Source organism: Streptomyces sp. NPDC031445, assembly GCF_055581365.1.
The window spans coordinates 823,965-839,469 of record NZ_JBVIJO010000001.1; the positions used below are offsets into that span (position 1 = coordinate 823,965).

Sequence of the window (15,505 nt, forward strand, 5' to 3'; positions counted from 1 at the left end):
CGCGGTGGGCCGCGCCGGGCGCTAGCGCGGCGGACCGCTCACCACCGGTACCAGCGGCCCCTGCCGCCGCCCGCTGTCGTGCCGCGCACCAGGAATCCCAGCAGCCAGACGACGAGTACCACGAGGGCGATCCACCACAGCACCTTCAACGCGAATCCGGCACCGAACAGAATCAGTGCCAGAAGCAGGACCAGCAGGATGGGAACCATAGTGTGAACCTCCTGCTGCCCGGGTTCCCCGAAATCCGCGCATCAGACATCTTTACGGCACAGAATCTCCCCGTGCAGGACCGCGAACCAGCCGTCCTCCCGCCGGCCCCAGTCCCGCCAGGCCTCCGACACGGCCCGCAACCGCTCCACCGTCGCGTGACCTCCCCGCGTGGCCCGGTCGGCGTAGTCGGAGGCGAGGGTGCGGTCCGCCCACAGCCCGCTCCACCAGGCCCGCTCCTCGGGCGTGGCGAACGTCCAGGTGCTGGAGCCGGCCGTGACGTCCCGCAGGCCCGCGGCCCGCGCCCACGCCGCCAGCCGGCGCCCGGCGTCGGGTTCGCCGCCGTTGGCCCGGGCCACCCGCTCGTACAGGTCCAGCCAGTCCTCCAGGCCGGGCACCTCCGGATACCAGGTCATCGCCGCGTAGTCCGCGTCCCGTACGGCGATGAACCCGCCCGGCCTCGTCACCCGGCGCATCTCGCGCAGCGCCCGCACGGGGTCGCCGACGTGCTGGAGCACCTGGTGGGCGTGGACCACGCAGAAGGTGTCGTCCGGGTAGTCCAGGGCGTGGACGTCGGCCACCGCGAAGTCGACGTTCGTCAGACCGCGGCCGGCCGCGGTGGCGCGGGCCTGCTCGAGGACGCCGGGGGCCCGGTCGACGCCGGTGACCCGGCCGTCGGGGACCAGTTCCGCCAGGTCGGCGGTGATGGTCCCGGGCCCGCAGCCGATGTCCAGGATCCGCATGTGGGGCTTCAGCACGCCGAGCAGGTAGGCCGCGGAGTTGGCGGCGGTCCGCCAGGTGTGCGACCGCAGCACCGACTCGTGGTGCCCGTGCGTGTAGACGGCGGTCTCCTGCGCTTTCGGCATGGCTGAACCCCTTCACCCTCGTCGGCGTCACCGGCCGGACCCATCCGCCGGTACGGCCCAACCGTACGCGGGCATGCCGAATGATGAGATACGGATTTCACCATGTGGACGACGGTGGGGGCGGAAGGGGTGTCCCGCCCGCCCTCAGCGCGTGGCCGGCAGGGGGCGGTAGACCGTCAGGGCCTCCGGGAGCTTCTCCAGGGCCATCTCGCCCGACACCGTCGTCACCTCACCGTCGTACGCCAGCGGGGTGTCCGGCGCGATGCCGGTCAGCCGCAGCCGGTCCACCTGGACGGCCGCGTGCCCGGGCGAGCGGGTCAGCGGGCCCGCGACCGCCGCCGTGAGCAGCCGCAGCGCGGGCCTGCCGTTGCCGTGCACCACCCGCACGTCCAGCAGGCCGTCCGCCAGATCGGTACGGCGGCCCGGTGTGAGGCCCATGCGGTGGTAGACGCCGTTGCCGACGAACAGCAGCCACAGGGGCCGCCGCTCACCGCGCAGCTCCACCTCCAGCGGATGCCGGCCGGCGCGCAGCACGCGCAGCGCGCCGAGCACCCCGGCCGACCAGCCGCCGATCCGGCTCGACCAGCTGTCCCGCGCGCGCACCAGCTCCGGGTACACGCCCAGGCTCAGCGTGTTGAGGAACAGCCCCTGTGTCTGCGGGGTGGTGAACCGGGCCACGTCCACCCGGACCGCCTCGCCGTACCGGACGGCCTGGGCCAGCTGGCGTTCGTCCTCCACGCCCAGGTCGTAGGCGAAGTGGTTGAGGGTGCCGCCCGGCAGCACCGCGAGCGGCAGATCGTGCCGCAGCGCGATCCCGGCCGCCGCGTTCACCGTGCCGTCGCCCCCGCACACCCCGAGCACCCGGGCGCGGGCCGCCGCCTTCTCCAGCTCGTCGCCGACCTCCTCCGGCGCGCACTCGACGATCTCCGCCCTCGGCAGCGCGTCGTGCAGCGCCCGCACCCGGTCCGCCGTCCCCGACGCCCGGTTGGCGACCACCACCAGGCCGTCGCCCTCGGGCAGCGCGGGGGCCGCGGCGCGCGGCCGGTCGGGGCGCCGGATCTGGGAGCGGGTCGGTACCAGGCGCCGCACCAGGAAGGCGGCGCCCGCGCCCAGTGCGGCCCCGGCCAGTACGTCGCTCGGGAAGTGCACCCCCGTGTACACCCGGGACATCGCCACCGAGAACGCCACCGGTGCCACCGCCGCGCCCCACGCCGGGGACTCCAGGGCGACGCCGGTGGCGAAGGCGGCGGCGGACGCCGCGTGGCCGGACGGGAAGGAGGTGGTGATGGGCTGCCGCTTCAGCTGCCGCACCAGCGGGACCGGGTCCAGCACCGGCCGGGCCCGGCGCACCGAGCGCTTGCCGAGCGTGTTGATCGTCAACGAGGCCAGGCCCAGCGAGACCAGCCCGCGGGCCGCCGCCCTGCGGGCCCGGGGCGTGCGGCTCGCGGCCATCGCGGCGGCCGTCGCGAACCACAGCACCCCGTGGTTCGCGCTGCGGCTCAGGCGGGGCAGGACGTGTTCGGCGCCGGGCCAGTGCCAGGCGGCGGCGGCGTTGAACAGGCGGCCGTCGAGGTTGAGCAGCGTGCGCAGCGGGGTGCGGGCGGCGGCCGCGGGGGAAGTCAGGTCCACGTCTGGGCTCATGGGGTCCGCTTACCCGGAAGCGCCCGCTTCTTGTCCTCGTCCGCGCCCGCCGACCGGGTGAGAGAGGAGGCTCCGGCCGCCTCTGCTCCCCGTCCGGCCCGAACCGCCTGCCGGACACCCCGCGCCCGGCGCGGGCCGGCACCGCCCGGCGGGCGAGACGCCGGGGACGACGGGACAGCCGACGGGTCCGTCACCGCGAGGAGGCTTTCGGGGGCCGGGGAGGGCCGTTCCGGCCCGCGGGGGACAGCGGTACGAGGACCGCATACCCCACCGCTCGTCGCGGGCCGGACGCCACGGAGACCGCGTGCCACCGCTCCCGCACCGGCCCGCCCGCCGCGCCTCGACAACCGCACGCCACCGGACCGGCCCCGCGGGCCGGCCGTGGCGTCCCCCGTGCCGGCCGGTGTTCCGGCCCGCCGGGCCGCCGCGTGGCCGGGCGGGCGGGCCGGCGGGCCCGCGACCACCGCCATGAGAAGCCGCGGCGCGGGCCTGAGCCGCCGTGCACCACGTGGACGTCCCTGCCGCCGCCGTACCACCCGCACGCGCCGTGGAGGGCGGGCGCCGGACCCCCGGCCCCGCGGCGGTTCCGCTCGCGGCCCATCGGGCGGCGGGCCGGGGGAGTGGATAACGGTTTGCCCCGGACGGGGGGTGACTCGGAGAATGCCTGGCCATGGGACATCTGGAAGCCGCGCACCTGGAGTACTGCCTCCCCGACGGGAGGGCGCTGCTCGGCGACGTGTCCTTCCGGGTGGGCGAAGGGGCCGCCGTCGCCCTGGTCGGCCCGAACGGCGCGGGCAAGACCACCTTGCTGCGGCTGATCTCCGGCGAGCTGAAACCGCACGGCGGCAGCGTGACCGTCAGCGGCGGCCTCGGCGTCATGCGCCAGTTCGTCGGCTCCGTGCGGGACGAGACGACCGTGCGCGACCTGCTCGTCTCCGTCGCCCCGCCCCGCATCCGCGAGGCGGCGAAGGCGGTCGACGAGGCCGAGCACGCCATCATGACCGTCGACGACGAGGCGGCCCAGCTCCGGTACGCGCAGGCCCTCGCCGACTGGGCCGAGGTCCGCGGCTACGAGGCCGAGACCCTGTGGGACATGTGCACCACCGCCGCGCTCGGCGTGCCGTACGAGCGCGCCCAGTGGCGGCAGGTGCGCACCCTCTCCGGCGGTGAGCAGAAGCGGCTCGTGCTGGAGGCCCTGCTGCGCGGCACGGACGAGGTGCTGCTGCTGGACGAGCCGGACAACTACCTCGACGTGCCCGGCAAGCGGTGGCTGGAGGAGCAGCTCAAGGAGACCCGGAAGACGGTCCTGTTCGTCTCCCACGACCGCGAACTCCTCGCCCGCGCCGCCGAGAAGATCGTATCCGTCGAACCGGGCCCGGCCGGCGCCGACGCCTGGGTGCACGGCGGCGGCTTCGCCACCTACCACGACGCCCGCCGCGAACGCTTCGCCCGCTTCGAGGAGCTGCGCCGCCGCTGGGACGAGAAGCACGCCCAGCTGAAGAAGCTGGTACTGACGCTCCGTCAGGCTGCCGCCGTCAGCCACGAGATGGCCTCCCGCTACCAGGCCGCCCAGACCCGCCTGCGCAAGTTCGAGGAGGCCGGCCCGCCGCCGGAACCGCCCCGCGAGCAGGACATCACCATGCGGCTGAAGGGCGGCCGGACCGGCGTACGGGCCGTCACCTGCCAGGGACTGGAACTGACCGGGCTGATGAAGCCGTTCGACCTGGAGGTCTTCTACGGCGAACGGGTCGCCGTCCTCGGCTCCAACGGCTCCGGCAAGTCGCACTTCCTGCGGCTCCTCGCCGGCGAGGACGTCGCCCACACGGGGCAGTGGAAGCTGGGCGCCCGGGTCGTGCCCGGCCACTTCGCCCAGACCCACGCCCACCCCGAACTCCAGGGCCGCACCCTCCTGGACATCCTCTGGAAGGAGCACGCCCAGGACCGGGGCGCCGCCATGTCCCGGCTGCGCCGCTACGAGCTCACCCAGCAGGCCGAACAGACCTTCGACCGGCTCTCCGGCGGACAGCAGGCCCGCTTCCAGATCCTGCTGCTGGAGCTGGCCGGCGCCACCGCGCTGCTCCTGGACGAGCCCACCGACAACCTCGACCTGGAGTCCGCCGAGGCCCTCCAGGAGGGTCTTGAGGCGTTCCAGGGCACGGTCCTCGCGGTCACCCACGACCGCTGGTTCGCCCGCTCCTTCGACCGCTTCCTGGTCTTCGGCTCCGACGGCCGGGTCCGCGAGACGGCGGAACCGGTCTGGGACGAGCGGCGGGTGGACCGGGCCCGCTGACCCGGGCCCGCCTGCCGCGCCGCCCGGCCGGTCCGCCGCGCCGGGGCCGTCACCTCCAGCGCAGCAGCGCGCCCATGCCGCCCGCCGCGACCTCGTCGCCGGCCTCCTCCAGCACCGGCGTCAGCGAGACGACCGGCGCGTCCGTCACCACGGCCGCCCGCACCAGCGCGTCATCGGCGCGGGCCGGCCAGGCGTGCTCCTCGCCGATGCTCCTCAGCTCCGTACGGCGGGCCGCCAGCTGGTCCGGGTCCTCGCCGATCCAGACCTCGCGGTGGGTGTCCGGCGCGTCCGGACGGATCAGCAGCTCGGCCAGCCGGTGCTCGCGCGCCGCCTCGATCAGCTGCGGCACACCCTCGACCGCCGCGGCCCGCCGTTCCTCGTCCGGCGTCCGGGCGGCCCGGTACCGGTCCACGTCGGCCAGCACCCGCTCGCGGACGTGCCGGGCCCGGATGTCCTCCACCTCCCGCGGCAGCAGCCTGCTGCCGATGCCGTGCCCGGCCCGGACGGCCCGGTCCCGCAGTGGCTGGGGCAGCTGTTCGTGCACCGACCGGCACTCGCGCTCCTCCCCGCACAGGATCAGCAGATCGGCCCCGGTCTCGGCCTGACAGGCCGCGAGGGCCTCGGCGATCTCCCGGGCGTTGTGCTCCCAGGTGTTCTCCACCTTCAGCTGGAAGTGCCGCTCCGACCAGTCGGAGGCCTTCGCCCGGTGCATCGGCCACTGCCGGCTGCCCAGCACGTGCCCGGCCTCCTCCTGGAGCACCGCGCTGCGCAGCTCGAAGTCGGCACCGGTGCGGTCGACGTACGCCACCAGCGACACCGGGTCCTCCCCGGCCAGGTCCAGCAGCGGCGTGACGTGCGGCAGCGTGCCCCAGTGCACCAGGCCCTGCGGCGGGGCCCGGGTCAGCGGCACCTGGAGCACGATCTCGCCGTTGCGGGCGAAGACGGCCCGCCCGTACGGCTCGGGGCTGTGCCGCAGCGCGTCCACGGTGTCGTACACCGCCCGGCAGGTGGCCTCGTCGGCGCCCTGCTCGCGCAGTCGCCGGGCCACCGCCTCCGCCGTCAGGTGCCGCCGGTGCGCCATGTCCTCGTCGTGCTGCGACAGGTCGACGTAAGCGGAGGCCCAGGACCCCGGATGTTCGTACAGTGGACTCAAGAACGCGAGCTCCATGGATTCCTCCCGGAAATCGCTCGGGGGCAGTGCGTGCCGGGCGGGTACCCGTAGCCCATGAACGAACACGACGAGCGGGGCACCACCATGACCGGAGTCGACCCCAGCCGGCTGGACGACCAGCAGCTCATGAAGGAGCTGGAGACGATCCACCGCACGCGCCACGACACTCTCCTGTACGGCTCGAACGACGCACTGCGGGCCCACAACGAGCGCATGGCGCAGCTGGAGGGCGAGTACCTGCGCCGCAACCCCCGCCGCCTGGTGAGCGCCGCCCGCACCCGCGAGGGCGCCCGTGAGCGCGGCTGCGGCGAGGCGGCGGCTCCGGGCGCCACCGGCACCTGACGCCCTCCACGGGACGCGGCACCCACACGGAAAGGGCCGGCCCTGACGGGCCGGCCCCCTCACGTCCCGCGGCCGGTCAGCCGGCCTCGCCGGCGAACACGTGCAGGAACGCGTCGCAGAACGCCTTCAGGTCGTCCGGCTTGCGGCTGGTCACCAGCTGGTTGGAGCCGTGGTCGCAGATCTTGACCTGCTCGTCCACCCAGGTGCCGCCGGCGTTCCGGATGTCCGTGCGCAGACTCGGCCACGAGGTGAGCACCCGGCCGCGTACGACGTCCGCCTCCACCAGCGTCCACGGCGCGTGGCAGATCGCGGCGACCGGACGGCCCCGCTCGAAGAAGTCCTTCACGAACGCGACGGCCTTCTCGTCCATCCGCAGGAAGTCGGGGTTGGCCACCCCGCCCGGCAGGACGAGACCGCCGAACGACCCGGCCGACGTCTCACCCACCACCTCGTCCACGGGGAACGTGTCCGCCTTGTCGAGGTGGTTGAACGCCTGGATCTTCCCGGACTGGGTCGACACCAGCACCGGCTGGTGCCCGGCACCGGAGGCCGCCTCCCACGGCTCGGTCAGCTCGACCTGCTCGACTCCCTCGGGTGCCACCAGAAACGCGATACGCATGATCCTCAGCTTCCTTTCACTCTCCGCAGTGCTGCCCGGTGGGCCCGGGCCCGGCGCTCGCGCGCCCGGGCCGCCCGCCGGCAGCGCATCAGTTCCTCCCCGTACGGCAGCAGCACGCAGGCCCCGATCGCGAGGCCGATGCCCGCCAGGTAGCCGGGCGACAGCGGGCGCCGGCGCGGCACCAGACGCCACGCGTCCGGGTCCCCGCGCCCGCCGCGCAGCAGCGACCGCACCTGGTCGGCGTGCAGGCACATCAGCGAGGCGAGCCCGCCGAACGGCAGCGACTCCAGAAAGCTGTGGATGTGCTGCTCGACGGGCTTGACCTCGCGGTCGCTGTGGACGGCGGTCCGCACGTCCCACAGGGCCGTCGCCTCGTGCACCGCCGCCGCGCCCAGCTGCACGGACAGCAGCAGCGGATTGACCTCGTAGCGCAGGGTGAGCGCGATGGGCAGGCCCACCTCGGCCATCATCAGCGAATGGATCAGGGACTCCTTCGTCCCCGCCGTCTCCTCGATCCGGGTCCGCCGGTGCATCGCCCAGTCGGCGAGCCCCGGCACGAACCAGCCGGGCAGCAGCCCGTACAGCAGGAACCGGGTGGTCGCGTCCCCCACGTCGACCGTGGCACCGCGCGCGATGACGGCCGCCTGGTCCTGGCTCATGTGCCGCCCACCACCGCCTCGGCCAGCTGCTGCACGTTCTCGTACCGGCCGCCGTGCGGCAGCGCGGCCACCGCGTCGATCAGCCCGCCGGGCGCGTTGCCCCGGCGCAGCGCCCGGGCCAGCTCGCCCTGCTTCGCGGGGAAGGCGTGCCGGCTCAGGTGCCGGGCCAGCTCCAGCCGGGTCCGCTCCAGCGACGCCGGAGACCCCAGACCGCCCACCGGTCCGCTCCACACCTCCGGATCGTCGTCCGCGGCCGGCTCCGGGTCGTGCCACTCCTCGGCGCGCGTGGGATGGCCGGACCGGAGCAGCCCCTTCAGTTCGTGCTTCATCTCGTCGTCCCGGTGGACGCTCAGCCGGTCACTGCCTCGCTGCATGTCTCCCTCCAGAGGGTCGAAGGTCCGCACCGCGTACCCGGTACCGCACGTCCGACACGGGGTCGGCGCCGTCCGGTCACCGCCGGGCGAGATCACCCGACGTAACGAAGCACCACTAGTGCTTCTGCCGGCCCGGCAGGAACTCCTGCACCTTCGCCTTCAGCCCCTGCTTGACCATCGAGCCCCGGTCGGCGTCGCCCTTGAGGATCGACGCGGCCGTGGCCTCCATCTGCTCCCAGCTCGCGTGCGGCGGGATCGGCGGTACGGCGGGGTCGGTGAGGAACTCGACCACCGCGGGTCCGTCCGCGTCCAGGGCGGCCCGCCAGCCCGCCTCCACGTCCTCCGGCTTCTCCACCCGGACCCCGGTCAGACCGAGCGACCGGGCGAACGCCGCGTACTGCACGTCCGGGATCGACTGCGACGGCAGGAACGACGGGGCGCCCTCCATGGCACGCATCTCCCAGGTCACCTGGTTGAGGTCCTGGTTGTTCCACACGGCCACCACGAGCCGCGGATCCGACCAGCGGTCCCGGTACTTCGCGGCCGTGATCATCTCCGCCAGGCCGTTCATCTGCATCGCCCCGTCCCCGACCAGGGCGACCACCGGCCGGTCCGGGTGCGCGAACTTCGCCCCGATCGCGTACGGCACACCGGGGCCCATCGTCGCCAGCGTCCCGGACAGCGAACCGCGCATGCCCGGCCGCATCGTGATGTGCCGCGCGTACCAGTTGGCGACCGAACCGGAGTCGGAGGTGAGGATCGCGTTGTCCGGCAGCAGCGGGTCCAGTGCCCGGGCCACGTACTCCGGGTTGATCGGGTCGGCCGACAGCCCGGCCCGCCGTTCCATCGTCTCGTGCCAGCGCTTCACGTTCGCGCGGATCGTGTCGTGCCACTCGCGCCCGCGCCCGTCCGCCTTCAGCAGCGGGATCAGCCGCCGCAGCGTTTCCCGGGCGTCGCCGACCAGGTTCACCTCGTACGGGTAGCGCATGCCGATCATGTGCGGGTCGATGTCGATCTGCACCGCCCGCGCCTTGCCGAAGTCCGGCATGAACTGCGTGTAGGGGAAGGACGAGCCGATCGTCAGCAGCGTGTCGCAGTCCCGCATCATCTCGTACGACGGCCGGCTGCCCAGCAGCCCGATCGGCCCGGTGACGTACGGCAGTTCGTCGCTCAGCACGTCCTTGCCGAGCAGCGCCTTCGCCACCCCCGCGCCGAGCATCTCGGCGATCTCGCGGACCTCGGCGACCGCACCCGCGGCGCCCTGGCCGATCAGGACGGCCACCTTGTCGCCCGCGTTCAGCACGTCCGCCGCCCGGCGCAGCGCCTCGTCCGTCGGGGTCGCCGTGTAGTCGCTCATCCCCAGGCTGGAGGGCACCATCTTGAACTCGTGCGTCGGCGGCGAGTAGTCCAGCTCCTGCACGTCGCCGGGGATGATCAGCGCGGTCGGGCAGCGCCGGGCGTACGCCGTCCGGATCGCCCGGTCCAGCACGTTCGGCAGCTGCTCCGGCACGGTCACCGTCTCGACGAACTCCGAGGCGACGTCCTTGTACAGGGTGTGCAGGTCCACCTCCTGCTGGTACGAACCGCCCATCGCCGTCCGGTCGGTCTGCCCGACGATGGCCAGCACCGGCACATGGTCCAGCTTCGCGTCGTACAGGCCGTTGAGCAGATGGATGGCCCCCGGTCCGGACGTCGCCGCGCACACTCCGAGCCGGCCGCTGAACTTCGCGTACCCGACCGCCTCGAACGCGGACATCTCCTCGTGCCGCGACTGGATGAACCGCGGCTGGTCCTCGGCACGGCCCCAGGCGGCGAGCAGCCCGTTGATGCCGTCACCCGGGTAGCCGAAAACCTGTTCCACCCCCCAGGCGCGCAGGCGCTCGAGGATGTGGTCCGAGACCTTGGTGCTCATGGAGAGACCTCCCGGTGCAGTGCGAAGCGGACGATCCGGTCAGCGGCTACCGAGTGACCTGCCCGGGGGGCGGAAAACCTCGGGGGGCGGGTGCGGGAGCGGGTTCCGGACGCGCGGTACGCGCCGTCGGCCGGACTGTCACCCGGCCGGCCCCGTGTGTCCCGCGAATGGGCTCCGGCCGCGCGCGGTGCGGCGGTTCGCGGGCTGTCATGGCAGCGGGGGCACGCCCCGTGTCCCCTCGTCACCCGGGCACCGCACGGTGCCGCCGACGCCGGTGTACGGCGGTCGCACCGCGCGCGACCGGTACGCCGGTGGACGCCGTACCGCGTACCGGTGCCCGGCCGTTCCGCCGCCGCCCGTTGTCCGCCGCCCGCCGCCTGTCGTTCGCCGAGGAGCCCCGCCCATGCGCCGCACCGTCCGCGCCCTGTCCGCCGCCCTCGCCGCCGGTGCCGTGCTCGCCCTCACCGGCCCGGCCGCCGTCGCCGGCCCCGCCCACGGCACCACCCGCACGGCCCCCGCGTCCTGCGACCCCGCCGGCGCACCGGTGCCGGTCGCGCTGTCCGCCGCCACCGGCACCGGTGCCGCCCGGACCGCGGACGGCCCCTGCGCCTCCGCCCCCGGGACCCCGGGCGGGTCCTCGGCCGGCGGCCACCCCGTCACCCGGAGCGGCGAGGCCCCCACGGCCGCGGCCACGGCCTGCGTGGACGGCACACCGTGCGGCCCGGACAGCCCGCAGACCGCCGGGCGGGAGGGCGCGGAGGCCGGGCCGGGCGAAGGGTGGGAGGGACTCGGGCCGGAGGGCCTCGGCCAAGGGGGCCTCGGCCAGGACGGCGCCGGCCGGGTCGGCGCGGGCGAGGTGGGGCCCGGACAGGTGCCCGGACCGGACGGCGGGGGCCAGGACGGGGGCGGGGCGGGAGCCGGGCGGGACGGCACCGGGCAGGACAGCGGTGGACGGCAGGACACCGGCAAGGACTCCGCCGGGCGGGACGGCACCGGCAAGGACTCCGCCGGGCGGGAGAGCGCCGGCAAGGACCCCGCCGGGACGGGCAAGGACCCCGCCGGACAGGACGGTTCCGGGCGGGAGTGCGCGGGGGCGGGAGCCGGTGCGGGGGCGGGCTCCTGCGGTCATGACGGTGCCTGGTGCGCGGAGTCCGGGGACGGGGACTGCCCGGACGGCGGTACCTGCCGCGCGTCCGAAGGTTCCGACGCCTGCGCGCCCGCCGGCGTCCAGCACGGCGTGGAGGCGGGACAGGGCGGCACCTTCGGCGGCTCGGTCCCCGCGCTGGCCGCCGGCGCCGCCTTCATCGCCGCCGCCTGCGCGGGTGCCGTCTACCGGCTGTCCGGTCACCGGCGGTTGCGGGGAGGCGCGCACGCGGGGATGTGATCCGGGCGACTTCCGGCGCCGCCCATGGAGGTCCGTCCGGCGGGTACACACCTCCCGAGGGCACCGACGGGGGACCTCACCGACAACCGCCCGCCGCACGAGCCGGTCCCGGACACTTCACGACGCGGCACGACACGGACGACGACACGGACACCCGCCCAGGCAGGTCAGAGATCCACACGGCACACGCGGACGGCCCGGCGGCCCCCGGCGACGGCACGGCCCGGACGGGCGGCACGACGGCACCACGGACTGCGCGGAGGCGGACATGCGGCGGACGGACCCCTCAGAAGGCCACGGTCCCGTCCGGTACGGCCCGCCGCTCCCCGGCGACGGCCTGCCCGTGCTCCCCGAACTCTCCGCCGTGCTCTCCGCCGCCGCGAGCCGCGCCGACGCACACCCCGTCGGCGGCGCGCCCGCCCTGCTGGAGGCGGCCTGCGGCTACTGGACCCGCCGCGGCCTGCCCTGCGCCCCCGACCAGGTGGCCGCCGGACCCGGCGCCCCCACACTGCTGCTCGCCCTGACCGCCGCGCTCGCCGGCGACGGCGCCGACGTCCTCGTACCCCGGCCCTGCCCCGCCTGGTGGGCCCCGTACGCCCGCGTCCTCGGCCGGCCCGCCTACCACGTGCCGACCCCGGCCGAGGGCGGCGGGGTCCCCGACCCGTACGCCCTGCTGGAGACCGTCCGCCGGGTCCGCGCCGAGGGAGGCGACCCGCGGCTGCTGGTGCTGTCCGTCGCCGACGACCCCACCGCCACCGTCACCCCGCCCGAACTGCTGCACGAGACCGTCGAGGCCGCCACCGCCGAGGGTCTGCACCTGGTCAGCGACGAGACCTGGCGGGACACCCTGCACGCCCCGCACGACACCGTCCTGCTCAGCCCCGCCGAGATGCGGCCCGAGCACGTCACCGTCGTCACCGACCTGGCCGGCTCCCTGCTGCCGCCCGGCTGGCCCGCCGCCGTCGCCCGCTTCCCGGCCACCGACGGCGGACGGCGCCTCCACGCGCGCGTGCTCGACATCCTCACCGCCCTCGGCGCCCGCCTCCCCGCACCGGTCGCGGCGGCCGCCGGCTACGCCCTGGACGAGCCCCCGCCCGTCGTCGAACGCCGCGAGGCCACCGTACGGCTGCACGCGCGCGTGGCCGCCGCCGCGCACGCCGCCGTCGTGGCCGCCGGCGCGCTCGCCCGGCCCCCGCAGGCCGGCCGGCACCTGTACGTCGACCTCGGCCCGCTGCGTGAACCGCTCGCCGCCCAGGGCGTCGCCGACGCACAGGAACTGGAGGACCTCCTCGGCGCACGGCTCGGGATGTCCGCGCCCGGCGGGCACCGCTTCGGCGACGACCTCGCGGCGCTGCGCGTCCGGCTCGCCACCGGGCCGCTGCTGGGCGCCACGGACGAGGAACGCACGGAATGCCTCAGCTCACCCGAACCGTTGGAACTGCCACACGTGCACCGTGCGTTGATCTCCTTGAGGTCGGCCTTCGGCCATCTCCGCGACGACGCTCAGCGATGGGAGCCTCCTCGATGACGCAGCAGACGCAGCAGACGCAGGAGCCGGGCGCGGCCACGACGACGGCCGTGGCAGCCGGCGAACCCGCCGCGCCGGCCCCCCTCGCGTCCCCTTTCCCGCCCCTCGCCGAGCCCCGCCCGCTCGGCGAACACCGGGTCTGGCCCCGCACGTTCCACGACCGGCTCACCGCACCGCTGCCCGGCCTGAAGGCCCTCGCCCGCTTCGCCCGCGAAGGCGCCGTGCGCCCCGGGCCCGAAGGCCTCGCCGACATCCCGCGGCTGCCCTACGCCCCGGCCCCGCTGCCCCGCGTCGACACCCGCACCCTCGCCGTCACCTGGGCGGGACACGCCAGCTGGATCGTCCGCATCGGCGGCCTGACCGTCCTCACCGACCCCGTCTGGTCCCGCCGCATCCTCGGCACCCCGGCCCGCATCACCCCCGTCGGCGTGCCCTGGGAGAGCCTGCCCCGCGTCGACGCCGTCGTCATCAGCCACAACCACTACGACCACCTGGACGCCCCCACCCTGCGCCGGCTCCCGCGCGACACCCCGGTGTTCGCGCCCGCCGGCCTCGGCCGCTGGTTCCGCCGCCGCCGGTTCACCCGCGTCACCGAACTCGACTGGTGGGAGGGCGCCGAACTCGCCGGCGTCCGCTTCGACTTCGTCCCCGCCCACCACTGGTCCAAGCGCACCCTCACCGACACCTGCCACAGCCTGTGGGGCGGCTGGGTCCTCACCGACCCCGACGGGCAGCGCCTGTACTTCGCCGGCGACACCGGCTACGGCCACTGGTTCTCCCGCATCGGCCGCCGCTACCCCGGCATCGACCTCGCCCTGATGCCCATCGGCGCCTACGACCCCCGCTGGTGGCTCAGCGACGTCCACTGCGACCCCGAGGAAGCGGTCCAGGCCACCCTCGACCTCGGCGCCCGCCGCATGGCCCCCATGCACTGGGCCACGTTCGTCCTCGCCGCGGAACCGGTCCTGGAGCCGCTCACCAGGGTGCGCACGGCCTGGGAGAAGGCGGGGATGGAGCGCGAGGACCTGTGGGACCTGCCGGTCGGCGCCTCAAGAGTGCTGGACTGACACCGCGTCCCGGCGCGCCCTCACCCGGCGGCCCGGACCCGCCGCCACACACCGGGCGCCGCGCTGACCAGAACCGTCAGCACCACCGCGACCAGCACGCCCTCCCACGGCTCGGCGAACAGCGAACCCCCCAGTATCCCGATCACCTGGTAGGTGGCCGCCCAGGCGAGACAGGCGGGCAGGTTCCCGCGCGCGAACCGCCTCAGCGGCCACTCCGCCATCAGACAGGCCAGCATCACCGGTATCCGCCCGGCCGGCAGCAGCCGGGACAGCACCAGCACCGCGATCCCGTGCTCGGCCAGCTTCCCCCGCGCCTGCGCGAGCCGTTCCTCCGGCGCCCGCGACCGTATCGCCTCCAGCCACCGCGAGCCGTTCTTCGACCGCATCCCGCGCCGTCCCAGCCAGTACAGCGCCGCGTCCCCCAGGAACGCGGCCAGCGACGCCGTCAGGAACACCAACGCCAGCGGGAGCGGCGCCGTCTGATGGAACGCCACCACCGCCGCCGAACTCACCAGCGCGCCCGTCGGCACGACCGGCACCAGCGCCCCGATCAGCACCAGCAGGAACAACGACGGATAGCCCATCAGCTGCTGCGCCGGCGCGGGCGTCACCGCCCGCGCCGCGTCGGCGAGCCACGTCACCGCGCGACCTCCAGCCGCACGCTCTCCCCGTGCCCCAGCTTGTGCACCGCCACCCCCGGCGCGGCCACCGCCGCCAGCCGCACGAACTCGTCACCCGGCGCGTGGAACTCGTGCGGGCGCACCGCGTCCATGCCGATCGGCCAGTACGTCCCGTAGTGCACCGGCACCGCCATCCGCGGCCCCAGCCGGGCCAGCGCGCCGGCCGCGCGGCCCGCGTCCAGATGGCCCTCCCCGAGATACGGCCCCCAGCCGCCCACCGGCAGCAGCGCCACGTCCACCGGCCCCACCCGCTCGGCCATGTCGTCGAACAGCCCGGTGTCCCCGGCGAAGTACGTCCGGGCCTCGCCCTCGACGACGTAGCCCAGCGCGGGCGAGCGGTGCGGACCCACCGGCAGCCGCCGCCCGTCGTGCAGCGCCGGCACCACCCGCACCAGCAGCTCGCCGATGCGCACCTCGTCCCCGGGAACGACCTCGGTGATGCGCAGCTGTCGCAGCCGGCGCAGACCGGGCACCGCCCGTGGTGCGCCCCGGGGCACGAGCAGGCGCGTACCCGGTTCGAGGCAGGCCAGCGACGGCAGGTGCAGATGGTCGGCGTGCAGGTGGGAGACGAGCGCCGCGTCCGCGCGGCGGGCCCCGGGGGGCGGCACCGCACCCCGGCGGCGGCGCAGGTGCGCCAGCCGCCGGGCGAACAGGGGGTCGGTCAGCAGGCGTACGTTCGCATCCTCCAGCGCACAGGTGGCGTGACCCCACCACGTGATCTCCACCGGCACCTTCTTCGCCTCCTTCACGCGACTCCCCGAAGCC

Annotated in this window: 15 protein-coding genes; 5 read left to right on the forward strand and 10 right to left on the reverse strand. The window is 75.2% G+C overall.

The window, feature by feature from the left end:
- Positions 1-38: 38 nt before the first annotated feature.
- The 3 genes from ACZ5DC_RS03420 to ACZ5DC_RS03430 all read right to left on the reverse strand — a co-directional run bounded on the left by ACZ5DC_RS03420 (position 39) and on the right by ACZ5DC_RS03430 (position 2,714).
- A complete protein-coding gene (locus ACZ5DC_RS03420; protein WP_366752503.1) occupies positions 39-209 on the reverse strand; it encodes a hydrophobic protein in 171 nt (56 codons plus the stop codon).
- A gap of 42 nt (positions 210-251) precedes the next feature.
- Positions 252-1,073 (reverse strand): class I SAM-dependent methyltransferase, encoded by an 822-nt coding sequence (locus tag ACZ5DC_RS03425; RefSeq protein ID WP_468648913.1) that lies wholly within the window; start codon positions 1,071-1,073, stop codon positions 252-254.
- A 144-nt stretch (positions 1,074-1,217) separates the two neighbouring features.
- A complete protein-coding gene (locus ACZ5DC_RS03430) occupies positions 1,218-2,714 on the reverse strand; it encodes a phosphatase PAP2 family protein (protein WP_468648915.1) in 1,497 nt (498 codons plus the stop codon).
- 670 nt (positions 2,715-3,384) lie between these two features.
- On the opposite strand from ACZ5DC_RS03430, the gene ACZ5DC_RS03435 reads away from it, so the two are divergent.
- Complete coding sequence (locus ACZ5DC_RS03435; RefSeq protein WP_468648917.1) at positions 3,385-5,004, forward strand: ABC-F family ATP-binding cassette domain-containing protein; 1,620 nt, start codon at positions 3,385-3,387, stop codon at positions 5,002-5,004.
- Positions 5,005-5,053: 49 nt separating this feature from the next.
- Here ACZ5DC_RS03435 and ACZ5DC_RS03440 read toward each other — a convergent pair whose 3' ends face one another.
- Complete coding sequence (locus tag ACZ5DC_RS03440; RefSeq protein ID WP_468648919.1) at positions 5,054-6,172, reverse strand: baeRF2 domain-containing protein; 1,119 nt, start codon at positions 6,170-6,172, stop codon at positions 5,054-5,056.
- A 57-nt stretch (positions 6,173-6,229) separates the two neighbouring features.
- Between ACZ5DC_RS03440 and ACZ5DC_RS03445 the strand changes: the two genes are divergently transcribed.
- Positions 6,230-6,517, forward strand: coding sequence for a DUF6158 family protein (locus ACZ5DC_RS03445; protein ID WP_468648921.1), 288 nt, complete (start codon positions 6,230-6,232; stop codon positions 6,515-6,517).
- A gap of 76 nt (positions 6,518-6,593) precedes the next feature.
- On the opposite strand, the gene ACZ5DC_RS03450 is transcribed toward ACZ5DC_RS03445, so the two are convergent.
- From ACZ5DC_RS03450 to ACZ5DC_RS03465, 4 genes are all read right to left on the reverse strand, one after another.
- Positions 6,594-7,136, reverse strand: coding sequence for a type 1 glutamine amidotransferase domain-containing protein (locus tag ACZ5DC_RS03450; protein ID WP_468648923.1), 543 nt, complete (start codon positions 7,134-7,136; stop codon positions 6,594-6,596).
- Between the two features lie 5 nt (positions 7,137-7,141).
- Entirely contained in the window at positions 7,142-7,795 is a 654-nt protein-coding gene (locus tag ACZ5DC_RS03455) for a diguanylate cyclase (protein ID WP_468648925.1), read from the reverse strand.
- Positions 7,792-8,169, reverse strand: a complete 378-nt coding sequence (locus ACZ5DC_RS03460) for a DUF2795 domain-containing protein (RefSeq protein WP_468648927.1) — start codon at positions 8,167-8,169, stop codon at positions 7,792-7,794. Before ACZ5DC_RS03460 ends, ACZ5DC_RS03455 begins: the two co-directional genes overlap by 4 nt.
- A 115-nt stretch (positions 8,170-8,284) precedes the next feature.
- Entirely contained in the window at positions 8,285-10,081 is a 1,797-nt protein-coding gene (locus ACZ5DC_RS03465; RefSeq protein WP_468648929.1) for a thiamine pyrophosphate-requiring protein, read from the reverse strand.
- Between the two features lie 403 nt (positions 10,082-10,484).
- On the opposite strand from ACZ5DC_RS03465, the gene ACZ5DC_RS03470 reads away from it, so the two are divergent.
- From ACZ5DC_RS03470 to ACZ5DC_RS03480, 3 genes are all read left to right on the forward strand, one after another.
- Entirely contained in the window at positions 10,485-11,465 is a 981-nt protein-coding gene (locus ACZ5DC_RS03470) for a hypothetical protein (RefSeq protein WP_468648931.1), read from the forward strand.
- 268 nt (positions 11,466-11,733) lie between these two features.
- Positions 11,734-12,993 carry an aminotransferase class I/II-fold pyridoxal phosphate-dependent enzyme gene (locus ACZ5DC_RS03475; protein ID WP_468648933.1) on the forward strand — a complete coding sequence of 420 codons (1,260 nt, stop codon included), beginning with the start codon at positions 11,734-11,736 and terminating at the stop codon, positions 12,991-12,993.
- Complete coding sequence (locus ACZ5DC_RS03480) at positions 12,990-14,060, forward strand: MBL fold metallo-hydrolase (RefSeq protein WP_468648935.1); 1,071 nt, start codon at positions 12,990-12,992, stop codon at positions 14,058-14,060. Before ACZ5DC_RS03475 ends, ACZ5DC_RS03480 begins: the two co-directional genes overlap by 4 nt.
- Before the next feature lie 20 nt (positions 14,061-14,080).
- On the opposite strand, the gene ACZ5DC_RS03485 is transcribed toward ACZ5DC_RS03480, so the two are convergent.
- Complete coding sequence (locus ACZ5DC_RS03485; protein ID WP_468649916.1) at positions 14,081-14,644, reverse strand: DedA family protein; 564 nt, start codon at positions 14,642-14,644, stop codon at positions 14,081-14,083.
- A gap of 53 nt (positions 14,645-14,697) precedes the next feature.
- Positions 14,698-15,471: an MBL fold metallo-hydrolase gene (locus tag ACZ5DC_RS03490; protein ID WP_468649918.1), complete on the reverse strand. Its 774-nt coding sequence runs from the start codon at positions 15,469-15,471 to the stop codon at positions 14,698-14,700.
- Positions 15,472-15,505: the final 34 nt, after the last annotated feature.